This window comes from Cricetibacter osteomyelitidis, from assembly GCF_004340985.1.
GTDB lineage: Bacteria > Pseudomonadota > Gammaproteobacteria > Enterobacterales > Pasteurellaceae > Cricetibacter > Cricetibacter osteomyelitidis.
Window position 1 is genome coordinate 1 of the sequence record NZ_SLYB01000032.1, and the last position, 23,126, is coordinate 23,126.

General features: G+C 43.9%; 23 protein-coding genes and 1 pseudogene. 8 read left to right on the plus strand and 16 right to left on the minus strand.

Annotated elements, in window-relative coordinates:
- Positions 1–125 precede the first annotated feature (125 nt).
- The 6 genes from EDC44_RS11095 to murJ form a co-directional block, all read right to left on the minus strand.
- Complete coding sequence (locus EDC44_RS11095; RefSeq protein ID WP_131978866.1) at positions 126–455, minus strand: ComEA family DNA-binding protein; 330 nt, start codon at positions 453–455, stop codon at positions 126–128.
- Positions 456–620: 165 nt separating this feature from the next.
- Positions 621–1,565, minus strand: a complete 945-nt coding sequence (gene ispH, locus EDC44_RS11100; RefSeq protein WP_131978869.1) for a 4-hydroxy-3-methylbut-2-enyl diphosphate reductase — start codon at positions 1,563–1,565, stop codon at positions 621–623.
- Positions 1,562–2,062 (minus strand): signal peptidase II, encoded by a 501-nt coding sequence (gene lspA, locus EDC44_RS11105; RefSeq protein WP_131978872.1) that lies wholly within the window; start codon positions 2,060–2,062, stop codon positions 1,562–1,564. Before lspA ends, ispH begins: the two co-directional genes overlap by 4 nt.
- Positions 2,063–2,127: 65 nt before the next feature.
- On the minus strand, positions 2,128–4,932 hold the full coding sequence (ileS, locus tag EDC44_RS11110; protein ID WP_131978875.1) for an isoleucine--tRNA ligase: 2,805 nt from the start codon (positions 4,930–4,932) through the stop codon (positions 2,128–2,130).
- Positions 4,933–4,949: 17 nt separating this feature from the next.
- Positions 4,950–5,882, minus strand: a complete 933-nt coding sequence (gene ribF / locus EDC44_RS11115; protein WP_131978878.1) for a bifunctional riboflavin kinase/FAD synthetase — start codon at positions 5,880–5,882, stop codon at positions 4,950–4,952.
- 55 nt (positions 5,883–5,937) lie between these two features.
- Positions 5,938–7,512: a murein biosynthesis integral membrane protein MurJ gene (murJ, locus tag EDC44_RS11120; protein WP_131978881.1), complete on the minus strand. Its 1,575-nt coding sequence runs from the start codon at positions 7,510–7,512 to the stop codon at positions 5,938–5,940.
- A 232-nt stretch (positions 7,513–7,744) separates the two neighbouring features.
- Here murJ and rpsT point away from each other — a divergent pair, with 232 nt between their 5' ends.
- Positions 7,745–8,008 (plus strand): 30S ribosomal protein S20, encoded by a 264-nt coding sequence (gene rpsT, locus EDC44_RS11125; protein ID WP_131978884.1) that lies wholly within the window; start codon positions 7,745–7,747, stop codon positions 8,006–8,008.
- Between the two features lie 58 nt (positions 8,009–8,066).
- Here the strand turns inward: rpsT and EDC44_RS11130 are convergent, their stop codons facing one another.
- The gene (locus EDC44_RS11130; RefSeq protein WP_131978888.1) at positions 8,067–8,738 is read right to left on the minus strand and encodes a YtjB family periplasmic protein; all 672 of its coding nucleotides are present in this window, start codon (positions 8,736–8,738) and stop codon (positions 8,067–8,069) included.
- 76 nt (positions 8,739–8,814) lie between these two features.
- Here EDC44_RS11130 and serB point away from each other — a divergent pair.
- The 3 genes and pseudogenes from serB to EDC44_RS11145 all read left to right on the plus strand — a co-directional run.
- Positions 8,815–9,675 (plus strand): annotated as a pseudogene (gene serB, locus EDC44_RS11135) (phosphoserine phosphatase); the annotation flags it as partial.
- Between the two features lie 35 nt (positions 9,676–9,710).
- Entirely contained in the window at positions 9,711–10,202 is a 492-nt protein-coding gene (locus tag EDC44_RS11140) for a YajQ family cyclic di-GMP-binding protein (RefSeq protein WP_131978894.1), read from the plus strand.
- A 60-nt stretch (positions 10,203–10,262) separates the two neighbouring features.
- Positions 10,263–10,445 carry a DUF5363 family protein gene (locus tag EDC44_RS11145; RefSeq protein WP_131978897.1) on the plus strand — a complete coding sequence of 61 codons (183 nt, stop codon included), beginning with the start codon at positions 10,263–10,265 and terminating at the stop codon, positions 10,443–10,445.
- Between the two features lie 56 nt (positions 10,446–10,501).
- Here EDC44_RS11145 and ccmI read toward each other — a convergent pair whose 3' ends face one another.
- From ccmI to ccmA, 9 genes are all read right to left on the minus strand, one after another.
- Positions 10,502–11,425, minus strand: a complete 924-nt coding sequence (ccmI, locus tag EDC44_RS11150; protein WP_131978900.1) for a c-type cytochrome biogenesis protein CcmI — start codon at positions 11,423–11,425, stop codon at positions 10,502–10,504.
- Positions 11,425–11,937, minus strand: coding sequence for a cytochrome c-type biogenesis protein (locus EDC44_RS11155; protein ID WP_165870262.1), 513 nt, complete (start codon positions 11,935–11,937; stop codon positions 11,425–11,427). Before EDC44_RS11155 ends, ccmI begins: the two co-directional genes overlap by 1 nt.
- A 4-nt stretch (positions 11,938–11,941) precedes the next feature.
- Positions 11,942–12,478 carry a DsbE family thiol:disulfide interchange protein gene (locus EDC44_RS11160; protein ID WP_131978903.1) on the minus strand — a complete coding sequence of 179 codons (537 nt, stop codon included), beginning with the start codon at positions 12,476–12,478 and terminating at the stop codon, positions 11,942–11,944.
- A 6-nt stretch (positions 12,479–12,484) separates the two neighbouring features.
- Positions 12,485–14,437, minus strand: a complete 1,953-nt coding sequence (locus EDC44_RS11165; RefSeq protein WP_131978906.1) for a heme lyase CcmF/NrfE family subunit — start codon at positions 14,435–14,437, stop codon at positions 12,485–12,487.
- The gene (ccmE, locus tag EDC44_RS11170; protein WP_131978909.1) at positions 14,437–14,961 is read right to left on the minus strand and encodes a cytochrome c maturation protein CcmE; all 525 of its coding nucleotides are present in this window, start codon (positions 14,959–14,961) and stop codon (positions 14,437–14,439) included. Before ccmE ends, EDC44_RS11165 begins: the two co-directional genes overlap by 1 nt.
- On the minus strand, positions 14,958–15,170 hold the full coding sequence (ccmD, locus tag EDC44_RS11175; RefSeq protein WP_131978912.1) for a heme exporter protein CcmD: 213 nt from the start codon (positions 15,168–15,170) through the stop codon (positions 14,958–14,960). Before ccmD ends, ccmE begins: the two co-directional genes overlap by 4 nt.
- Before the next feature lie 35 nt (positions 15,171–15,205).
- Positions 15,206–15,937: a heme ABC transporter permease gene (locus tag EDC44_RS11180; protein WP_131978915.1), complete on the minus strand. Its 732-nt coding sequence runs from the start codon at positions 15,935–15,937 to the stop codon at positions 15,206–15,208.
- A gap of 140 nt (positions 15,938–16,077) precedes the next feature.
- On the minus strand, positions 16,078–16,743 hold the full coding sequence (gene ccmB, locus EDC44_RS11185; RefSeq protein ID WP_131978918.1) for a heme exporter protein CcmB: 666 nt from the start codon (positions 16,741–16,743) through the stop codon (positions 16,078–16,080).
- The gene (ccmA, locus tag EDC44_RS11190) at positions 16,740–17,375 is read right to left on the minus strand and encodes a cytochrome c biogenesis heme-transporting ATPase CcmA (RefSeq protein ID WP_131978921.1); all 636 of its coding nucleotides are present in this window, start codon (positions 17,373–17,375) and stop codon (positions 16,740–16,742) included. The genes ccmB and ccmA overlap by 4 nt, the downstream gene beginning before the upstream one ends.
- 513 nt (positions 17,376–17,888) lie before the next feature.
- Here ccmA and leuA point away from each other — a divergent pair.
- The 4 genes from leuA (at position 17,889) to leuD (ending at position 22,794) form a co-directional block, all read left to right on the plus strand.
- A complete protein-coding gene (gene leuA / locus EDC44_RS11195) occupies positions 17,889–19,445 on the plus strand; it encodes a 2-isopropylmalate synthase (protein ID WP_131978924.1) in 1,557 nt (518 codons plus the stop codon).
- Between the two features lies 1 nt (position 19,446).
- Positions 19,447–20,526 carry a 3-isopropylmalate dehydrogenase gene (gene leuB / locus EDC44_RS11200; protein WP_131978927.1) on the plus strand — a complete coding sequence of 360 codons (1,080 nt, stop codon included), beginning with the start codon at positions 19,447–19,449 and terminating at the stop codon, positions 20,524–20,526.
- Between the two features lie 245 nt (positions 20,527–20,771).
- Positions 20,772–22,181, plus strand: coding sequence for a 3-isopropylmalate dehydratase large subunit (leuC, locus tag EDC44_RS11205; protein ID WP_131978930.1), 1,410 nt, complete (start codon positions 20,772–20,774; stop codon positions 22,179–22,181).
- A 10-nt stretch (positions 22,182–22,191) separates the two neighbouring features.
- Entirely contained in the window at positions 22,192–22,794 is a 603-nt protein-coding gene (gene leuD / locus EDC44_RS11210; protein WP_131978933.1) for a 3-isopropylmalate dehydratase small subunit, read from the plus strand.
- Positions 22,795–23,126 lie beyond the last annotated feature (332 nt).

Sequence of the window (23,126 nt, forward strand, 5' to 3'; positions counted from 1 at the left end):
TATCAAGAGAAAGGTGAAAAAAGTAAAAAGATAAACCCACTTTTATCAAATTGCTTTGAAAAGCAAAGCGGGAGTGGGTTTGTCAGTAGTCTGAAGCGGAAACTCATTGTTTCCGCTTTACCTGATTAGAATAAAATACGATCTTTATTTTTCTCTAACGTTGCTTTGCCAAAGCCTTGCACTTCAAGTAGTTGCTCCGGTGCAGTGAACAAACCGTGCTTTTCGCGATATTGCACGATAGCTTCTGCCTTTTTCTGACCGATGCCGACCAAAACCCGTTTCAATTCATCGGCAGTCGCGGTATTAATATTAACTTTATCGCTACTCACCACTGCACTTTGCATTTGTTCGACCTGCTCCGCTTTACCCGATTCCGGCATTTTGGCAGAAACCGTCGTAGAACCCAATATTGTACCGAACGCAATAATACTGACTAAAATTTGTTTTAATTTCATGATGTTTCCTTTTGTTGGAGATAATCAATATACGTTGAATAATTTCAACGGATATATTTTTTCTATCCGCAGCCTGAACCTCAACAAAAGGTCAAATTAAGGATTATTTTTTGGAAGCGAGATCACAAAAAAACAAAAAAGTGCGGTTAAAACTGCACTGAATTTTTAATTAATTTCTTTAATTCGCAATTCTCTCGGAACTTCAAATACGGTGTCTTCTTTGCTGCCTTCCAGCTCTTCGATTGTATCCGCACCTAATTCTTTCAAACGGGAAATCACAGATTGCACTAACACTTCCGGTGCCGATGCCCCTGCGGTTAACCCGATCGCTTTCACATTTTCCAACCAGCTCGGTTCAATATCGGAAGCGTCATCAATTAATTGCGATTGCACGCCCATACGAAAAGCCAATTCCGCCAATCGATTGGAATTAGACGAATTTTTTGAACCGACAACCAGAACCAAATCCGACTGTTTTGCCAAATCCCGTACGGCTTGCTGACGGTTGGTAGTGGCATAGCAAATGTCGTTTTTACGCGGACCTTGAATGGCCGGATATTTTTCTTTTAGTGCTTTGATGACATCAACGGTATCATCAATGGAGAGCGTGGTTTGGGTCATAAAGGTAAGATTCTCATCATCCTTTAAACCTAATTTCGCAATATCCGCTACGTCTTCCACCAAGAAAATCCCACCTTCAGGGTTATCATACTGTCCCATTGTGCCTTGTACTTCCGGATGACCTTCGTGGCCGATTAAAATCGCTTTGGTGCCTTTTTTGCTGGCACGAGCCACCTGCATATGCACTTTGGTGACCAGCGGGCAAGTGGCATCAAACACTTTCAGATTACGGCGTTTGGCTTCTTGTCGTACCGCTTGAGAAACGCCGTGAGCAGAGAAAATCACGATTGCCCCGTCCGGCACTTCGTCTAATTCTTCCACAAAGATCGCTCCACGATCACGTAATCCGTTTACTACAAAGCGATTATGCACCACTTCATGACGTACATAAATCGGTGCGCCGTGAATTTCTAAGGCTAATTCTACAATGCTAATGGCACGATCCACTCCTGCACAAAAACCGCGGGGATTTGCTAAAATAATTTTCATTTTTTCTCACCGCTCTTTTTGTGATTTTCAGGATTTTTGAACATATCCAGGATCAATAAACCCACCCCGCAAGTGATGGCAATATCCGCCACATTAAACACGGGATAGCTCCATTGTTGCCAATAAAAATGCAGAAAATCTACCACAAATCCATTATACGCCCGATCCGCCATATTAGCTAAAGCACCGCCGATCACTAAAGCATAAGCACTGTTTTGTAATTTTTGCTCTACTCGATTTTTAGCTAAGAAATAAAGCAGCATTGCAGAAATAACCAAGGCCAAGCCGATAAAAAAGAATTTCTGCCAACCGGAATGATCCGCTAAAAAACTAAATGCCGCCCCGTAGTTACGCACATAGGTCAAATCAAAAATCGGTAAAATATTAATGCTTTCATATAGTTGGAAATTCTGTACGACGGCATATTTAGTGGCTAAATCTAACAAAAAAGCCACCGCACTTAACCAAAGAAACAAAAGTCCTGATTTTGGGGCCATAAATATTCTCTATATAATTTGTAGGGGCGTATGCAAATACGCCCCTAGGATTTTACATTACAAATTTACGCAAAACGTCTTACTTCGCCGCTGCCATTTACATTTTCTTCACAGCGTGAACATAAGGATTGTTCGTCTTTGCTGTCGGAATAATGCCAGCAACGCGGGCATTTATGGTTGGCGGAACGGATGACTTTCACTGCCAGGCCTTTTAATTCGCCTTCCGCGACATCGGCTTGAGCCAACGGTTTAACTTCCGCTTTTGATGTAATCAATACGAAACGCAATTCATTTTCTAATTTATTCAATAAATCTGCCAATTCATCGTTTGCATAAATCATGAGTTCCGCTTCTAAACCGGCTCCAATTACTTTATCGTTACGGGCGGTTTCTAAAACCCGGTTGATTTCCGACCGCACTTGTAACACTTGTTGCCAGTAGGCATCGCCCATTGTTTCATTGTCGTCTAAGGCAAATAAACCGTTGTAGAATTCTTCCGTGAACACAAACTCACTGCGTTCGCCCGGAATGTAATGCCAGATTTCGTCTGCGGTAAAAGATAAAATCGGTGCAATCCAACGCACTAATGCTTCGGCAATATGCCATAAGGCGGTTTGACAGCTGCGACGAGCCAAACTGTCCGCTTTTGTGGTATATTGGCGGTCTTTGATAATGTCCAAATAGAATGAACCCATTTCAATCGAACAGAATTTCATTAAACGCTGCACTACGGTGTGGAATTGATAATTATCATACGCCTCTTTGATTTCCGCTTGAGCCTGATAAGCGCAATCCACCGCCCAGCGGTCTAAGACCATCATTTGTTCCGGTTGCACTAAATCGCGTTTCGGATCAAAACCGTTTAAGTTCGCTAACAAGAAACGGGCGGTATTACGAATACGGCGATAGCTGTCCGCCGCACGTTTTAAAATTTCGTCCGATACCGTCATTTCACCGGTGTAATCCGTGGAAGCCACCCATAAACGCAAAATATCGCCGCCGAATTTATCCATCACTTCCTGCGGAGTCACAATATTACCGATAGATTTTGACATTTTGCGACCTTGCCCGTCCACCGTGAATCCGTGGGTCAACACCTGTTTATAAGGTGCTTTGCCATCGGTAGCCGTAGAAAGCATTAGAGACGACATAAACCAACCGCGGTGTTGATCGGAGCCTTCCAAATACATATCCGCTTCCTGACCGTTAAATTCCGGGCGGTTTTTCACCACCGAATAGAATGTAGATCCTGAATCAAACCACACATCTAAGGTATCCGGTACTTTTTTGTAATTCGCGGCATCGTCGCCCAGTAATTCTTTGGTATCTAAATCCCACCAAGCCTGAATACCGTGTTGTTCCACACGTTTTGCCACTTCTTCAATTAATTCTAAAGTGCGTGGGTGCAATTCTTCCGTTTCATTGTGGATAAACAACGCCACCGGTACGCCCCAAGTACGTTGACGGGAAATACACCAGTCAGGACGGTTTTCTACCATTTTTTCAATACGGGCCTGACCCCAATCCGGGATCCAGCGTACTTTCTTAATTTCACTTAAGGCTTGTTGGCGTAAACCTTGCGTTTCCATACCGATAAACCATTGCGGTGTGGCACGGAAAATAATCGGGGTTTTATGACGCCAGCAATGCGGATAACTGTGTTTGATTTTAGCTAATTTCAGCAACGCTCCGGTTTCTTGTAATTTTTCAATCACTTTGCCGTTAGCATCGAATACACCGAGTCCGGCAAAAAATTCTACGTTGGAATTGAATTTACCGTCATTGCCGATTAATCCCGCCATACCGATATTGTATTTTTGTGCCACTACATAGTCGTCTTGACCGTGATCCGGTGCGGTATGAACCAAACCGGTACCGCCGTCGGTAGTCACGTGTTCGCCTAAAATAAGCGGTACGCTGTATGCGTAGAAGGGGTGATTGAATTGCAATAATTCCAAATCCGCACCTTTGGCTGAACCCAGCACACGGAAATTTTCCACGTCTACGGCTTTTGCTACTTCTTCCACCAATTCTTTCACTAAAATTACACGTTCATCGCCGAATTGCACTAATTGGTAGTCAAAATCAGGGTGAATAGAAACGGCTTTGTTGGACGGTAATGTCCAAGGTGTGGTAGTCCAGATCACGGCAGAAATTCTGCCTTGACCTTTTTCCGTTAAATTAAATTTATTTTCTACCGCACTTTCGTCTGTTGCAACAAAACGCACATAGATAGACGGTGATACTTTATCTTCATATTCCACTTCCGCTTCAGATAAAGACGAACCGCAATCCAAACACCAGTGAACCGGTTTTGCCCCTTTATATAAATGACCGTTCGCCACCGCTTTACCGAATGCACGGATAATATTGGCCTCAGTGCCAAAATTCATTGTAAGATACGGGTTATCCCAATCGCCCAACACGCCTAAACGGATAAAGTCTTTTTTCTGCCCTTCCACTTGCTCGGCAGCATAGTTGCGGCACGCCGCACGAAATTCTGCCGCGGTCACTTTTTGATTCGGTTTACCCACCAAACTTTCCACTTTTAACTCAATAGGCAAGCCGTGACAGTCCCAGCCCGGAATATAAGGCGAGTCAAAACCCAAAGCCGTTTTGGATTTCACAATAATGTCTTTTAAAATTTTGTTTACCGCGTGACCGATATGAATAGTGCCGTTGGCATAGGGAGGGCCGTCGTGTAAAACAAAGGATTTTTTGCCTTTCGATGACTGACGGATTTTTTGGTATAAATTATTTTCATACCAATTTTTCAACATTCCCGGCTCGCGTTTAGCCAAATCCCCACGCATCGGAAAACCGGTTTCCGGCAGGTTTAGAGTATTCTTATAATCTGTTTCTTTAGACATTTTTTTATTCCACGTTACTATAAATTTAAAAAATAATTTTTTGCCGTTTCCACATCCTTGCCGATTTGAATTTTCAGCTCGTCAAAAGACGGAAATTTAATTTCATCTCTGATTTTGTAGCATAAAGTCACTTCTACTTTTTGTCCATAAAGATTTTGGTCAAAATCAAAGATATACACTTCCAACAACTGCTTCAAACCGTGAATGGTCGGTCGCTTGCCGATATTGGCCACGCCTTGTAAAATCTCGCCGGAATTTAACCGCACTTTCACCGCATACACCCCTTTGACGGGATTCACTTGGCGGTGCAATAGAATATTGGCGGTCGGAAATCCGATGGTGCGGCCTAATTTATTACCGTGAGCCACTCTGCCCGAAATGCTGTACGCCCGTCCGAGCAACTGCTGTGCCAAAGCCAGATTATCATCGGCTAAGGCTTGACGAATGGCGGTGCTGCTTACTCGGATGGTTTGCAGACAATAACTTTTATTGTCTTCCACGGTAAAGCCATATTGCCTGCCCGCTTGTTGCAGCAGTGACAAACTCCCCGTGCGGTCTGTACCGAAACGGAAATCATCCCCCATACTCAAAAACTTCACATTTAATTTTTCCACCAACAATTGACGGATAAACTCGTCGGCGGGCAAATCCGCAAAAGTGCGGTTAAATCGGATGCAGATCACATAATCCACTCCCGCCTGAGTTAAATAATGCAACTTATCACGCAACCGTATTAAACGAGCGGGGGCATTTTCCCCCATAAAAAATTCACGGGCTTGCGGTTCAAACAGCATTACCACCATAGGCAAATGCAACTCGTCGGCTTTTTCACGCAGGTGTTTAAGCACTGCCTGATGACCGAGATGCACACCGTCGAAATTGCCGATGGTCAAAGCGCAACCATCAACAAACTGACCAGCCAAATTGTACATTCCGCGAATTAACTGCATTTACTTGATATTCTCAATATTCAATCATAAAACAAACGGTTATTATACGTTGATTTTAGCCTTTCGCCAATAAATGATGTTTGCGCATGCCGAGGATTATTAAGGAAACAAAATAACTCACCGCCGCCAAACCGATTAATCCCGCCAACCAATATACGCGATGGAAAAATGCCATTGCGTACCATTGGTCTAAAGCGGGGCTGAAATACCATACCAAACCGCCCATTACCGCCGAAGCAACTAAAACTTTCGCAAAAAACACCGCACTTTTTTTGCTGAAATGATACACATCAGCTTTGGCCAAACCGCGATACAGTAAATAAGCGTTAAGTGTGGCGGACATTGCAGATGCTATGGCCAGCCCCACATAGCCGAACCAAATGGCAAGCCCATTAAAGACCATATTGCTAATCATTGCGATAATCCCGATTTTCACCGGTGTTTTAGTATCCTGGCGAGCATAGTAACCGTTAGCCAGAATTTTAATCAACATAAAACTGAGCAATCCGGCATTAAACGCCCACAAAGACAGGCTTGCGGCCTGCACATCAGAAAATTGAAAATGCCCACGCATAAACAGCACCAACAGCATTGGTTGAGCCAATACCGCAATCCCTACCATTGCCGGTATGCCGAGCAACAGAATCATCCGCACGCCCCAATCCATTGTATTGCGAAAATCCACCGCACTTTGTGCCTGATCGTCGGTGCGATTCACGTGATGACGGGAAAGGGTCGGCAAAATCACCGTGGAAATAGCGATACCAAACAATCCCAAGGGAAATTCCAACAAACGGTCGGAATAATATAGCCAACTGATTGAACCGGTCATTAAAAAACTGGCGATAAAAGTATCAAGCAATAAATTAATCTGGCTGACCGACACGCCGAATAACGCCGGAATCATCAATGTACGGATTTTTTTCACCCCCGGATCCTGCCACGCCCATTTTGGTTTCACCAACAAACCGGCTTTTCGCAAAAAAGGAATTTGAAATAAAAACTGCAATAAACCGCCTAAAAAGATCCCGATAGCCAACGCAATATCTGGTGACGATGTGTAAGGCGATAAGAAAATTGCCGAGCCGATCATGGCAATATTCAGCAACACCGGCGAAAAGGACATTACACCGAATTTCCCCAATGTGTTTAAAATGGCTCCGGATAACGCCACAAAAGTAATAAACCATAAATAAGGAAAGGTGATTTTCAAGAGCAACGAAGCCTGTGTAAATTTTTCCGCATCAGAGCCGTTATTGAGCCAATCCATAAACCAGCCCGTACCAAATAACGCAGCCACTACAGGCGATCCGATCATCGCCAGTAGTGTCACAATAGTCACCAAACCGCCCAGCGTACCGGACACTTTAGCGATAAACTCACGGGTTTTATCCATATCGCCTTCTTTACGATATTCCGCCAACACCGGTACAAAAGCCTGCGAAAAAGCCCCTTCTGCGAAAAGACGGCGTAAAAAGTTAGGAATGCGATTGGCGAATAAGAATACATCGGATGCAGCCCCCGCCCCCAGAATATTGGCAATCACCACATCACGCACAAGGCCTAACACACGGGATAACAAGGTAATAGAACTCACCACAATACCGGAACGCAATAGTTGTTTACTCAAAATATTTACTCTATGATTTACGCCCGATATGCGGGCTTTGCAAAAAAATTTAACGGAATTGTACAGAAACTCTGTATTCTAAGCAAAAAAACTGTTAAAATCCCGCCCACATCGTTGAAGTGAGCCACTTAATCAAGTGTTTTCCAAGAGTAGCGATGGTTACTTTCGGTTGTGTCTCACCGAATTTTTTATTATTGATCAATTAATTACAGAAATTCTTAGGAGTTTGACCTTGGCTAATATCAAGTCAGCTAAAAAACGTGCGGTTCAATCAGAAAAACGCCGTCAGCACAATGCAAGTCAACGCTCAATGATGCGTACTTTCATTAAAAAAGTTTATGCAGCCATTGCAGCAGGTGAAAAATCAGCAGCAGAAGCGGCATTTGTAGAAATGCAAAAAGTAGTGGATCGTATGGCATCTAAAGGCTTAATCCACGCAAACAAAGCAGCAAACCACAAATCAAAATTATCTGCTCAAATCAAAAAATTAGCTTAATTTTTTGAAAAATTAATAAAAAATAAACCGCACTTTTAAATTCGAGTGCGGTTTTTTATTATCTTCTTCTACGTTTGCGGTGAAACCGCCGGCTGCCGGACAATTTATTTCGCTCAGCTCGCGGCAGCGGTTCAATAGTAATCAATTTTCTGGCTCGTCGGTAGTGGCTTAAAAAATAATGCACGCTGCTGGCAAGCAAAATCCCCACAAGTAGTACAATCAATAATTCGCCATAAAGTTGGTGAAAAATCTGATTAATTTTAAATTGAGTGGTTTGACCGTATTGAGTATCAAAGGTGACCCGTAAAAATCCTGCCACCGCTTTATTAGCGTAAATAGGCTCGACAATTTGCTGTGTATTGGTGGAAAACTCATCGCTGTCCAAACCTAATTGATTACGTAAATTTAAGGAATTATTACTTTGAGCCAACAGTTCACCGTTACTGCTGTATACGGATGCATCCAGCACAAATTCTTCCTGGCTGAAATGATCTAAATTTTCTACCAAGCGTTCGGTTTTGACATTATTCGTGAGCAGCATCGAAAACAAATTCGCTTGCTGACGCACCAACACATGGGATAAATTTGCCACTTGATTCACGCTAGCCAGCTGCGAACTAAGTTTGAATTGCTTTACACCGAATAAAATCACTACCATAATAGCGACCGAGCATAACGCAATCAGCAACATTAAGGCGGATTTCATCATTTTTTCTTTCGTAAAATGCAAAGTTATTCCCCAAAACCGATAAAAATTATGTAAACTAACAAGATTGTAACATTACTATTATGGAATTTATATGTTTTTTATTCTTTACGGCAGTAGCTTGAATCAGACAAAATTAGATCAATTTGAAGCAAAGTGCGGTCAAAAATTCGATCGTTTTGACACTTGGCAGGTCATTTCCAATATTGTGATATTACTAAAAGGCGAATATCGTGCAGAATTCGTAGAGTTTTCCCATTCATTGAATTTGGACATTGCTTTGCTTGATGAAATAGAAGCCCGTTTAAGTCAACCGGGTTTACTGATTATGGATATGGATTCCACCGCCATTCAAATTGAATGTATTGATGAAATCGCCAAACTGGCGGGCACCGGTGAATTGGTATCCGCTATAACCGAACGTGCAATGCAAGGCGAATTAGATTTTGAACAAAGTTTGCGTCAACGGGTAGGCACATTAAAAAATGCCCCGGAAAACATATTGCAACAAGTGCGTGAAAAACTGCCGTTAATGGATGGTTTGCAGGAAACCATCGCAGAATTGCAACGCCACGGCTGGAAAACCGCTATTGCATCCGGCGGATTTACTTATTTTGCCGACTATCTGAAAGATTTATTAAAATTGGATTATGCGGTATCTAACCGATTTGAAATTATCGACGGTGTGCTGACCGGTAATGTATTGGGCGATGTCATTGATGCAAAATATAAAGCTAGCACCTTGTTAAAACTGGCACAAAAATTTAATATTGAACGTAAAAATATCGTGGCTATCGGTGACGGTGCCAATGATTTAGCGATGATTTTTGAAGCGGGCGTAGGTGTTGCCTATCACGCCAAACCTATTGTGCGGGCAAAAGCACCATTTTGCGTAAATTACGCAGATTTGACCGCACTTTTATGTATTTTAACGGCGAAAGACCGACTTTTGAATAATTAAATTTAACCCTTGAAAGAGTAAAATGGAGAATAAAAATGCCATCATTTGATATTGTATCTGAAATCACCTTACACGAAGTTCGCAACGCAGTGGAAAATGCCAATCGCGATTTAGCCAACCGCTATGATTTCCGCGGTGTGGAAGCGATTATTGAGTTGAACGAAAAAAATGAAACCATTAAAGTCGCTACCGAATCCGACTTCCAATTAGAGCAATTATTAGATATTTTACGCAACGCTTGTATCAAACGTAATATTGAATCCGGCTCGTTGGATATTCCATCCGACTACGAACACAGCGGGAAAACATACAGCAAAGAAATTAAATTAAAACAAGGAATTGAAACCGACATGGCGAAAAAGATCACCAAATTGATTAAAGATTCCAAACTAAAAGTACAAACACAAATTCAAGGCGAACAGGTGCGTGTCACCGGTAAATCCCGTGATGATTTGCAAGCGGTGATCCAATTAGTGAAAAATGCGGAATTAGGACAACCGTTCCAATTTAATAATTTCCGTGATTAATGGGAAGGACATATCATGTCCACCGATGAAAACAGAAATAAAATAATAAAGGATAAGCAAATGGAAGAAAAAAAAGCCGAACAGAAAAAACCCGAAAAACCGCAAAGCTGGTTTAAACGAGCCTTAGCTAAATACAATTCTTTCTGCAAAGAGGCGGGGATCGATAACGGTGCCTGTCGCAGCTGTGTGCCGATTGTAAAACAGGATCCGGAAAGCGGCGGTAAAGGCAAATCATCTGTCTAAACTGTATAAAAATACATTAATTTTATAAAAAAGTCCCATTTTACGGGACTTTTAGTTTATTCTTCTCTCGGCGGTACAAGTTGTTTATGCTTTTCCGCCTCCTGCTCCGCTAAGACATCGCGGGCGGAACGAATGCTTTTTTCCAATAACGGCACTTTCGGGTCATTTTCCGGCATTAAACGCAGCATCATTGCCCAAGAAACAATGGCCATTTTGTAGTCTTCTTTGTTGAAATAATTTAATGCCAGCAAACTTAAGGCATCTAAATTAGTATGATCTTTGCGGATTACTTCTTTGAGTAACGCTTCTCCTTTGGTTTTATCGCTGCCATCTTCCGAGAACATCAAAATGCGGGCATAGCTGAGTTTATATTCCGGATTTTCCGGTTCTAATTGGTTAGCTTTACCATAGCTGTCAAAAGCCAGCTGCCCATTATCCAAATTCATTGCCAATTGGCCTAACATCCACCAGCCTTTTGCATCATTCGGCTGTTTTTGCAATTGAACGCGAAGTGCGGTGGTAAATTGTTCCATTTCTTGTTGGCTTAAAGGATTGGTTTCTTCCTGTTTGATACGTTCATAAAAATACGGCAGTTTGGCATAAAGCTGCTCCAACTGGCTTTCTCCTTTCCAGGAACCGATAAAGAAATACACAATACCGGCCATAATGGCAATGGCTAACGTACCGGATGCAAACCAGAGTTTGCCGAAAGATTTGCGATTTTCAACCGCACTTTCTGCCTGTTCGGGAATATCTTGCAATAAAGATTGCTGCAATTCGGTTTTTAATTGACCGACATTATCCAACAAACCTTGCTGTTCGTCCCGTTCGATTTCTTTTAAACGATCAAAATAAAAGGCTTTGTTCAGTTCATCACGCTCAACACCGATATTGCTGTTTTTTGCCTTGCGTAGCAGAGGATAAAAACTGATTAAGGCAACCAATAAGGTAAGCAATAAAACCATTAACCATAAATTCATTATTGTTGTCCCTTATGCAAAATCTCGTTTAGGCGTTGTTGTTGCTCTGCGGTTAATTGATCTGAAATTTCATGATTTTCCACCGCTCTTTTTTCAGTTTTAGCAATTTGAGCGACATTGGTTGAACTGCGTTTACGGCGGAATACAATAACTAATCCAAATATAATCAACGCAATCGGGGCAATCCATAAGATCAGCGTGCCCGCCGTCATCGGCGGATTATAGGTCACGAAATTGCCGTAACGTTCCACCATATAATTCACTACATCATCTTTGGATTTACCTTCTTTTAACAGCTCCAATACTTTGCCCCGCATATCCACCGCAATCGTGGCATTGGAATCGGCAATATTGTTGTTTTGACATTGCGGACAACGAAGCTCTTGCGTCAGGCTGTGATAGTCCTGCTCTTGTTTGGCATTGTCGAAATTTAACGCATCAATGGCGGAAAATGCCGAAATACTGAACAATAACACGCTTAAAAGTGCGGTCATTTTTTGTAAAATTTTCATTGAATCAGCCTAATTTATCAAAAATCGGTTTTAAGGTTTCATTCCAAACTTTGTCGTTCACATCACCGGTATGACGGTAGTGAATAATGCCTTTGCCGTCTAAAATAAAGGTTTCCGGTGCACCATACACACCTAAATCCAATCCAAGCGAACCTTTCGGATCAACGATTACTGCTTGGTAAGGATTTCCCAGATCTTTCAACCATTTAACAGCTTTGGACTTATCGTCTTTGTAGTCAATACCGATAATCGTCACACCTTGTTTGGAAAGCTGATTGAGATACTGATGCTCCGCATAACAAGTGGGACACCAAGTGGCCCACACATTCACTAACACCGGCTTGCCTTGTCGGAACAGACTTTGATCGAACTGCTGTTGTTCAAATAGATCATTCAATGCTACTTCCGGCATCGGTTTGCCTATTAATGCGGATTCTAAGGCTTTGATATCTTCCCCACCCGCATTGCGTTGTAGCTGCACAAAAAATGCCAACGCCAGTCCGAGAAAAACGATTAAAGGGATATACAGTTTTTTATTCATTATTTATTATGCCTTTTTATCTAAAATCGCCGAGAAACGATAACGTCTGTCCATCGTACAGAGCAATCCGCCCAACGCCATAAACACACCGCCGAACCAAATCCAGCGGATAAACGGTTTGTAATATAAACGCAACGCCCAAGAACCGTCGCCCAAACTTTCGCCCAGAGCCACATACAGATCGCGGATAAAGCCCCAATCGATAGCGGCTTCCGTCATTGTCATTTTACTCACGGTATAAAAACGTTTTTCCGCAAATAATACAGCTTCAAATTTGCCGTTTTTACTCACTTCGATTTCCGCTTTGCCGCCTTGGTAGTTGGCTCCGTTGGCTTCTTGAATCCCTTTGAAAGTGAAATCATAATGTGCGATTTGTGCCGTATCACCGACCCGCATCCGCACATCTCGTTCTACGCTGTAATTTTGGCTGAATGCAATGCCCCACACGCACATAGCCACGCCTAGGTGAGCCAACACCATTCCCCAATGAGAACGGGAAAGTTTGGCAAGCCCTGCAAAGAAATTGTGACGATGTGTGGCACGCTGCTGCATTTCATACAAACTAAGCGACAAGATAAACACAGCCATCATTGTCCCCATTACTGCGGTGACAGTGAGTCGATCTTGCAATACATAAGGCAGAAAAAAACCCAGAATCAGCATTGCAATCAGGCTGATAATCACCGGTTTGCGAATGGCTGAAAATTCATCGCGACGCCATTTCACTAATGGTCCGACACCCAATAAAAAGGCAAAAGGCACCATAATAATCAAGAACATTTGATCAAAGAACGGCGCACCGATAGAAATCGTACCTAGACCTAATTGTTTATGTACCAACGGCAATAAGGTTCCGAGCAACACGATACAAAGTGCGGTCATTAATAAAATATTATTGAGCAACAACATTGTTTCACGGGAATAGCGTTCTGCATTATCACGGCTACGGATTTGATTGCCTTTGTAGGCATATAACGCTAACGAACCGCCAATCACCACAATTAAATAAGCCAGAATATATAAACCGCGGGTCGGATCGGATGCAAAGGCGTGAACGGATACTAAGATCCCCGAACGCACTAAAAACGTGCCGAGTAAACAAAGGGAAAATGCGAGAATGGATAACAATACGGTCCAAGCTTTAAAAGAACCGCGTTTTTCTGTTACAGCTAATGAATGCAGCAATGCAGTTCCTGCCAACCAAGGCATTAAGGATGAGTTTTCTACCGGATCCCAGAACCACCAACCGCCCCAGCCGAGTTCGTAATACGCCCAAAAAGATCCCAGCACAATACCGAGGGTTAAAAATATCCAAGCGGCCATTGTCCAGGGACGTGACCAACGAGCCCAAGCGGTATCTAGTTTACCGGTCATTAATGATGCCAAAGAAAATGCAAAAGCGACAGAAAACCCTACATAGCCCATATACAGTAATGGCGGGTGGAAAATTAATCCCACATCTTGCAACATCGGATTGAGTTCGCGACCGTCCACAGGGAAATTCGGAAATGTGCGAGCAAAAGGATTGGACGTAAACAAAACAAACAGTAAAAAGCCGATGCTGACCAAGCCCATCAACCCTAACACACGAGCCACCGCTTCTTGCGGTAAGCGTTTGCTAAACAAGGCGACGGCCGCCGCCCATAAGGAGAGCAACCAAATCCACAATAATAATGAACCTTCATGAGAGCCCCACACGGCCGATAAGCGATAATGCAACGGCAATTGGCTGTTGGAATTATTCACTACATACTGCACACTGAAATCGTTTACCGCAAATAAGTAAAACAGTGCCAAGAAAGACACTGTTAAACTGAAAAACAAGCCGTAAGTCATCGGGCGGGCAAATGCCATCAGCTGTGAATTGCCCTTTTCCGCTCCCCATAAGGGAAAAATTGATAATAAAATGGCCACCGCCAAACTGAGTGCTAAGGCGTAATTACCGAGTTCTGCGACCATTATTTATTCTCTTGTTCGTGTCGTTGATATTGACGATCCCGTTCGGATTCCGTTTTCAGATCCGATACGCCCATCGGTTTATGCACTCTTTGCATTTGGGTTTCCAATTCCGGCGGTACATAGTTTTCATCGTGTTTCGCCAATACTTCGGTGGCTTCCAATAAGGTCGGCGTTTTCAGCACACCTTGAGCCACAATGCCCTGCCCTTCACGGAACAGATCCGGCAAAATGCCTTCATATTCCACACTCACTGAAGGCCCCACGTCGTTTAAATCGAACCGCACTTTTAGGCTTTTAGGATCGCGTTCCACCGTGCCGGCTACCACCATGCCGCCGATACGGATGCGTTGACCCGGTTCCGGCTTGGTTTCAGGAGCGTTGTTTTTGCCGTAGATCACTTCCGACGGGGTATAAAATAAATCAATATTTTGACGCAGTGCATACATCATCAAACCAACCGCAACGGTAATACCGGCTAATACAAAACCGATGATCATCAAACGGGATTTACGACGAGGATTCATAGTGTAGCTCCTTTATTATTGCCGCTATGCTGCTTCATACGGGCTTCCCGTTGTTGTTCTTTACAAATTTCATTAAAGATCGCATTTTTGCCTTTAATGCTTTGTACCGCCAAGCCTGCAATCGTCACTAAAGAAACACCGTAAGCCAACCATACATAAAAGCCATAACCGCCCATATTGAGAAAATCATTCCAGGTTTCAAAAAACATAATCACTCCCAAAAAATTTCAAAAAATAACCGCACTTACTTTGCCAATTCTCTTACCCAAGGGCGTTTAATATCGAATTTCAATAATTCGTTGCGATAACGCACTAAAGTCAGCCATACCGTTAAACTGAGAAAACCGAAAATAGATAAAATCAACGGAATTAACATCGGTGTGGCAATAGACGGTTTCTCAAATTTGGTGATACTTGCCCCTTGGTGCAAGGTATTCCACCATTCCACGGAAAAATGAATAATCGGTAAATTGATCACGCCCACAATGGCTAAAATCCCCGCGGCTTTTGCCCCCACGGATTTATCTTGGAACGCCGAATATAATGCCAATACACCTAAGTATAAGAAAAATAAAATTAATTCCGCAGTTAAACGAGCATCCCACACCCACCAGGTTCCCCACATAGGTTTACCCCAAATAGCTCCTGTGACTAAGGCTAAAAAGGTGAACACCGCACCGATAGGAGCCATAGCGATCATTGCCAAATGAGCCTGTTTGATCTGCCACACCAATGCCACCAACGCAGCAATCGCCATTGAACCATAAACGCCCATTGACCAAATAGCCGTCGGCACATGCACATACATAATTCTAAAGCTGTTACCCTGCTGATAATCCGCCGGTGCAAACGCCAATCCCCATACCAATCCTACGCCTAATAAAAGAGCGGTCAAAATTGCAAAAAAAGGAATAAATTTCCCGCACAAGCGATATTGCGTTTCAGCCTTAGCATAAGGGTGAAGCCATTTCCACATAGTGTTAAATCCTTACATAAAAAATCAAAACCGGTATTATTCTAGCATAAACCGTATGAATTAAACGCTCGGTTATATACCCATTTAGTTGTAGAATAATATGAAATCATTCGGTTTATTGATTTAGAACAAAATTCAAATTACTGATCCAAACTCACTCTTAATGCCGCCGAAATAGCAAAAGGCGAAAGTGTCACGGCTGCGGCTAAAATCGCACCTAAGATAGCTAATTGACCGTTATAAGGCAAATTGAGCGTGGCGGCATCCAGCACGGAAGCGGCAAAGATCAAAACGGGAATAAACAGCGGTACCACCAATAAACTCAATAACACACCGCCTTTGCGTAAACCTACGGTTAGTGCCACCCCAATAGCGCCCAAACAGCTTAAAATCGGCGTACCGATAAGTAAAGTCAGCACTAACGCCCACCAAATATGCAATTCAAGGGAAAGCAATAATGCCGCGATAGGCGATAATAAAATCAGCGGCAAACCTGTAAGCAGCCAATGAGCTACCACTTTTGCCAATGCCACCAAAGGCAAAGGCTGAGCCAATAACATTAATTGCTCTAAAGATCCGTCTGCAAAATCATCACGAAACAGCCGTTCAAAAGAAAGCAAAGCCGACAATAACGCCGCCACCCACGCAACACCGGTGGCAATGCGGGCAAGCAATTGGGGATCAGGCCCAATCACCAAAGGAAATAAGGTGATCACAATTAAGAAAAACCACAAGGGATTAAGCACTTCCGCCAGTTTCCGCATTGCGATATTCAATTCACGTTTGATAATTTCTATAAAGATCATTGCTTATATTCCGCCAAATTAATTTTCTGCAACCGTTCACTCGGCACTTCTTGGTGGCTGGTGAGCATTACAATCCCGCCCTTTGCGGCGTGCTGTTCAAATAATGCCGTCAGCACTTTCACCCCGTTTTTATCAATAGCATTAAAAGGTTCGTCCAAAATCCACAGCGGTGCCTGCGACAGCCATAAACGAGCCAAGGCAATACGCTTTTGCTGTCCGGCAGAAAGCTGAGCGGCGGCAATATCTTCCCGTCCGAGCAAACCAACAGTTTGCAGTACATCCCACAAGATCTCGTCACCTTGCCGGCTTTGTGTGACTTTTTGATAAAAACGCAAATTTTCCCATGCCGTCAATTCCGGCTTCACACCTGCCAAATGGCCGAGATAAAGCAGATCATTGTGATATTGTTCCCGCTGGGTTGAAATCTCCGCCGAATTCCACCGCACTTTGCCCGCCAAAGGCGTGGCAAGTCCGGCTAAAATCCGCAACAAACTGGTTTTGCCGATACCGTTATGCCCTTCAATTTGCACGAAATCACCGCTGTTCAGCGTTAAATCTAAACCGCCGAACAGCACTTTATCGCCCCGCTGACAGGCAAGTTGTTCAAGTTGTAATTGGTTGTGTGTCAACATAAGATTCTGTATAGGTAAAAAGTGCGGTTATTTTAGCATAGAATTTTTGAAATGCTGAAAAATCCGGTAGAGAGTGAATGATGCTGATGTTTTATAAAAATTTACATAAAAAAATCATTACTAAATTTCACCGATTTAGCAAGATAAAACACAGGATAAACATGTCAAACCCAGAACATTACACCAAGCCGCAAGACGATAACAGTTTATTTCACTAATTAAAAATCTTACAACACTAAATTTCAGATATAAATCGCTAAAAAATAATTTGACAGCAAAATTTTATACGGTAGTATGAATTTCAGTTTTCAATTATTCAGGATTCTTTTATGTTTAACATTGCTTCATTACTCAGCCTGTTATTACTCTCGCATTCAGTGTGCGGTTAGGTTGTGGATGACAATTAATCTAAATTCTCCGATGATAAACCCGCACTCAGAAGCGGGTTTTTTCGTATTCAAATTTTAAAATTTTTAAAAAACAGACCGCACTTATCGGTGCTAAGGAAATAAAATGTCGAATAATGTTGTGATTTTTGACACCACCCTACGTGACGGTGAACAGGCATTAAAAGCGAGTTTAACCGTGAAAGAAAAATTGCAAATTGCCTTGGCGTTGGAGCGTTTGGGCGTTGACGTGATGGAGGTGGGCTTTCCGGTGTCGTCGGAAGGGGATTTTTTATCCGTGCGCACCATTGCGGAAAATATTAAAAACAGTCGGGTGGCGGCGTTGTCGCGGGCGGTGGCGAAAGATATTGATGCCGCTTATGAGGCGTTGAAAGTCGCCGAAGCGTTTCGGATTCATACCTTTATCGCCAGTTCAGCGTTGCACGTTGAGGCGAAATTAAAACGCAGTTTTGACGAAGTGGTGGAAATGGCGGTGGCGGCGGTGAAACGTGCACGGAATTATACCGATGATGTGGAGTTTTCCTGTGAGGACGCCGGCCGTACAGGCATTGATAATATTTGCCGTATCGTTGAAGCGGCGATTAATGCCGGTGCGACGACGGTGAATATTCCGGATACGGTGGGCTATTGTTTGCCGAGCCAATATGGCGGCATTATTGCCGAGGTGGTGAATCGGGTGCCGAATATTGATAAGGCGGTGATTTCCGTACATTGTCATAATGATTTGGGTATGGCGACGGCAAATTCGTTGACGGCGGTGTTAAATGGCGCGCGCCAAATTGAATGTACGGTAAACGGTATCGGTGAGCGTGCCGGCAATACGGCGTTGGAAGAGGTGGTGATGGCGATTAAAACCCGTCAGGATATGTTCAATGGCTTGGATACGCGGATTAATACGCAGGAAATTCATCGGGTCAGCCAAATGGTGAGCCAGCTTTGCAATATGCCGATTCAGCCGAATAAGGCGATTGTGGGGGATAATGCCTTTGCCCATTCTTCCGGTATTCACCAGGACGGTGTGTTGAAAAATAAAAACACTTACGAAATTATGTCGCCGGAAAGTATTGGCTTGAAGAAAGAAAAATTGAACTTAACCGCACGTTCCGGGCGTGCCGCCGTGAAAGGGCATATGGCGGATATGGGCTATGCGGAGCAGGATTATGACTTGGATAAATTATATGAGGCATTTTTAAAACTTGCCGATAAGAAAGGGCAGGTGTTTGATTATGATTTGGAGGCGCTTGCCTTTATTGATATGCAGCAGGGCGAAGAAGATCGGCTTGTATTGGAAAAATTGTCCACCCATTCCACCAGCGAATTTCCGGCAACGGCATTTGTGCAGGTGAGCTTGGACGGTGCCAGTCAAAGCACGGCTTCTATCGGCGGCAATGGGCCGGTTGATGCGGTGTATAATGCGATTTTGAAATTAACCGGCATTCAATTAACAATGTCCCATTATAATCTCACCGCCAAAGGCGAAGGGGCTGAAGCCTTGGGACAAGTGGATATTGTGGTGGAACATCAGGGGCGTAAATTCCACGGCGTGGGCTTGGCAACGGATATTGTAGAAAGCTCGGCGCGTGCGTTAATTCACGCAATTAATGCCATTTATCGCTCGCAAAAAGTAGCGGATTTGAAATTAACCAAAATGACGGAGAAATAAAATGCAAACCTATAATGTTGCCGTATTACCGGGCGATGGGATCGGCCCGGAAGTGATGGCGGAAGCGATTAAAGTGCTTGAAAAAGTGCAGGAAAAATACAGATTTAAACTGAATTTTAAGCAATATTATGTAGGCGGCGCAGCGATAGATCATTGTGGCGAACCCTTGCCGGCGGAAACCTTAAAGGGCTGTGATGAGGCGGATGCGATTTTATTCGGCTCGGTGGGCGGCCCGAAATGGGTACATTTGCCGCCGGATCAACAACCGGAACGGGGCGCCTTATTGCCGTTGCGTAAACATTTCAAATTATTCTGTAATTTGCGCCCGGCGACCTTATACAAAGGGTTGGAAAAACTCTGCCCGTTGCGTGCGGACATCGCTGCAAAAGGCTTTGATATGGTAGTGGTGCGTGAATTAACCGGCGGCATTTATTTTGGTCAGCCAAAAGGGCGTGAAGGCAGTGGTGCCGATGAAAAAGCCTATGATACCGAAGTGTATTATCGTTATGAAATTGAGCGCATTGCCCGTGCGGCATTTGAGGCGGCAATGAAGCGCAATAAAAAAGTGACCTCCGTGGATAAAGCCAATGTGCTGCAAAGCTCAATTTTATGGCGTGAAACCGTGGCGGAAGTCGCCAAGGATTATCCGCAGGTTAGCGTTGAAAATATGTATATTGACAACGCCACAATGCAACTAATCAAAGCGCCGGAAAGTTTTGACGTATTGCTTTGCTCCAATATCTTCGGCGATATTATTTCTGATGAGGCGGCAATGATTACCGGTTCAATGGGAATGTTACCCTCCGCCAGTTTAAATGAAGCCGGCTTTGGCTTATACGAACCGGCAGGCGGCTCCGCACCGGACATTGCCGGCAAAGGCATAGCCAACCCGATTGCGCAGATTTTATCGGCGGCAATGATGTTGCGTTATAGCTTTAATTTGAATGATGCGGCAAACGCCATTGAAAATGCGGTACAAACCGTCTTGGCAAACGGCTATCGTACGGCGGATTTAGCCGACGATTCCGCCCCGATTTCAACCGCTGAAATGGGCACGTTAATCGCACAGCATATTGTTTAGTTTTTAAAGTGCGGTCGGAATTTACGAAATTATGTAGCAAATACACAAAACATAAATATCATCGATTCGGTAGGGACGCCACGCTGGCGTCCGCAACCGTTATCTTATTGATATTGTTTGTGTTTTCAAGATGGACGCCAGCGTGGCGTCCCTACAATTACTCCAAAATGATATTTTGTGCAACTGCTACGTAATACCGGAAATTTAATGATTTTTGACCGCACTTTTACGCAGGATACCCGAAAATGAAAAAAACACTCTACCAAAAATTATTTGATGCCCACGTGGTACACGAAGAAGCCGGTGAAACGCCGATTTTATACATTAACCGTCATTTAATTCACGAAGTCACCAGTCCGCAGGCATTTGACGGCTTGCGTGTTACCGGTCGCCAAGTGCGCCAAGTGGGGAAAACCTTCGGCACAATGGATCACAGCATTTCCACACAGGTGCGTGATGTGAATCAATTGGAAGGGCAGGCGAAAATTCAAGTATTGGAATTGGATAAAAACTGCAAGGCAAACGGCATTTCCTTATTTGATATGGAGAGCAAAGCGCAGGGCATTGTGCACGTAATGGGGCCGGAGCAAGGCTTAACCCTACCGGGAATGACCATTGTCTGCGGCGATTCCCACACCGCCACCCACGGGGCTTTTGGCGCCTTGGCATTCGGTATCGGCACATCGGAAGTGGAGCACGTTCTCGCCACCCAAACCTTGAAACAAGCACGCGCCAAAAGTATGAAAATTGAAGTTCGCGGCAAAGTCGCACCGGGCATTACCGCCAAAGATATTGTGCTAGCGATCATCGGCAAAACCACAATGGCAGGCGGTACCGGCTATGTGGTGGAATTTTGTGGCGAGGCGATTCGCGATCTCTCAATGGAAGGGCGAATGACCGTGTGCAATATGGCGATTGAACTTGGCGCCAAAGCCGGCTTAATTGCACCGGACGAAACCACTTTTGCCTATTTAAAAGATCGCCCTTATGCACCGAAAGGCAAGGATTGGGACGATGCCGTGGCATATTGGAAAACCCTTCACACCGATGAAGGCGCAGAATTTGATGCGGTTGTCACCCTTGAAGCAAATGAGATTTCGCCGCAAGTCACTTGGGGAACCAATCCGGGACAAGTGATCGGCATTGATCAAACCGTGCCGAATCCGGCGGAAATGGCAGATCCGGTTGCACGTGCTTCGGCAGAAAAAGCTCTCGCCTATATCGGGCTTGAAGCCAATACGGATCTCAAGAATGTGAACGTGGATCAAGTCTTTATCGGCTCTTGCACCAATTCCCGAATCGAAGATTTACGCGCTGCAGCGGCGGTAATGAAAGGGCGCAAAAAAGCGGACAACGTGAAACGCATTCTGGTCGTGCCGGGCTCGGGCTTAGTGAAAGAGCAGGCGGAACAGGAAGGCTTGGATAAAATCTTTATTGCAGCCGGCGCCGAATGGCGCAACCCGGGCTGTTCAATGTGCTTAGGAATGAATGATGACCGCTTGGGCGAATGGGAGCGTTGTGCCTCCACCAGCAACCGCAACTTTGAAGGTAGACAAGGGCGCAACGGGCGCACTCATTTAGTCAGCCCGGCAATGGCAGCGGCGGCAGCGGTTTTTGGTAAATTTGTGGATATTCGTCAGGTGGAATTATATTAAGGAGCAAAAAATGGCAGGTATTAAACAACATTCAGGCTTAGTCGTACCGCTTGATGCCGCAAATGTGGACACCGATGCGATAATCCCGAAACAATTTCTACAGGCAATCACACGCGTAGGCTTCGGCAAACATTTATTCCACGAATGGCGCTATTTAGATGCCGAAGGCACTCGCCCGAATCCGGAATTCGTGTTGAACTATCCGCAATATCAGGGTGCGACGATTTTATTGGCACGCAAAAATCTGGGTTGCGGCTCCTCACGCGAACACGCCCCTTGGGCATTGGCGGATTATGGCTTTAAAGTAATGATCGCCCCGAGCTTTGCCGATATTTTCTACAACAACAGCCTGAACAACCATATGCTCCCAATTCGCCTGAGCGAGGAAGAAGTGGAAGAAATTTTCCAATGGGTTTGGGCAAACGAAGGCAAACCAATCGACGTGGATCTCGAAGCAATGACCGTCAAAACCGGCGAAAAAGTCTATCACTTTGAACTGGACGAATTCCGCCGCCATTGCCTGCTAAACGGCTTGGACAACATCGGCTTAACCTTACAACACGAAGATAAAATCACGGAGTATGAGCGTAATATACCGGCGTTTTTGCGATGATTACGGTATTATGTCGCAGTCGTAAAAATCATTCTTAAATAAATGTAGGGACGCCACGCCGGCATCCCTACTAAACCGGTAATATTTCCGCTTTATGTGTTTGCTACATAAAACCGGATATTTTACTCAATATTGTAATGTATCACTACACATCGCAATTTTGAAAAGTCTCCCAGACTATTGACAACTCCATCTAATTACCAAAATCAGGTGGGATTGTCGCTTTCTATAGTGAATAAAAACAGAAGCCTATCTTTCTTATCCGCATTTTATTTCCCCGATTTTTATCAGATGGAAAAAAACTACCTGGGTATTTAAAACACGCGTTAAAT

Coding starts and splice junctions, on each gene's coding strand:
- lspA (WP_131978872.1), bottom strand. CDS start 2,062: ATGGCCCCAAAATCAGGACTTTTGTTTCTTTGGTTAAGTGCGGTGGCT.
- EDC44_RS11145 (WP_131978897.1), top strand. CDS start 10,263: ATGGAAGAAAAAAAAGCCGAACAGAAAAAACCCGAAAAACCGCAAAGC.
- leuC (WP_131978930.1), top strand. CDS start 20,772: ATGAAAAAAACACTCTACCAAAAATTATTTGATGCCCACGTGGTACAC.
- EDC44_RS11155 (WP_165870262.1), bottom strand. CDS start 11,937: ATGAAAATTTTACAAAAAATGACCGCACTTTTAAGCGTGTTATTGTTC.
- ccmD (WP_131978912.1), bottom strand. CDS start 15,170: ATGTTTTTTGAAACCTGGAATGATTTTCTCAATATGGGCGGTTATGGC.
- leuD (WP_131978933.1), top strand. CDS start 22,192: ATGGCAGGTATTAAACAACATTCAGGCTTAGTCGTACCGCTTGATGCC.
- ispH (WP_131978869.1), bottom strand. CDS start 1,565: ATGAAAATTATTTTAGCAAATCCCCGCGGTTTTTGTGCAGGAGTGGAT.
- ccmA (WP_131978921.1), bottom strand. CDS start 17,375: ATGTTGACACACAACCAATTACAACTTGAACAACTTGCCTGTCAGCGG.
- ccmB (WP_131978918.1), bottom strand. CDS start 16,743: ATGATCTTTATAGAAATTATCAAACGTGAATTGAATATCGCAATGCGG.
- leuA (WP_131978924.1), top strand. CDS start 17,889: ATGTCGAATAATGTTGTGATTTTTGACACCACCCTACGTGACGGTGAA.
- EDC44_RS11095 (WP_131978866.1), bottom strand. CDS start 455: ATGAAATTAAAACAAATTTTAGTCAGTATTATTGCGTTCGGTACAATA.
- EDC44_RS11160 (WP_131978903.1), bottom strand. CDS start 12,478: ATGAATAAAAAACTGTATATCCCTTTAATCGTTTTTCTCGGACTGGCG.
- EDC44_RS11140 (WP_131978894.1), top strand. CDS start 9,711: ATGCCATCATTTGATATTGTATCTGAAATCACCTTACACGAAGTTCGC.
- ribF (WP_131978878.1), bottom strand. CDS start 5,882: ATGCAGTTAATTCGCGGAATGTACAATTTGGCTGGTCAGTTTGTTGAT.
- leuB (WP_131978927.1), top strand. CDS start 19,447: ATGCAAACCTATAATGTTGCCGTATTACCGGGCGATGGGATCGGCCCG.
- ccmI (WP_131978900.1), bottom strand. CDS start 11,425: ATGAATTTATGGTTAATGGTTTTATTGCTTACCTTATTGGTTGCCTTA.
- ccmE (WP_131978909.1), bottom strand. CDS start 14,961: ATGAATCCTCGTCGTAAATCCCGTTTGATGATCATCGGTTTTGTATTA.
- ileS (WP_131978875.1), bottom strand. CDS start 4,932: ATGTCTAAAGAAACAGATTATAAGAATACTCTAAACCTGCCGGAAACC.
- EDC44_RS11180 (WP_131978915.1), bottom strand. CDS start 15,937: ATGTGGAAATGGCTTCACCCTTATGCTAAGGCTGAAACGCAATATCGC.
- EDC44_RS11165 (WP_131978906.1), bottom strand. CDS start 14,437: ATGGTCGCAGAACTCGGTAATTACGCCTTAGCACTCAGTTTGGCGGTG.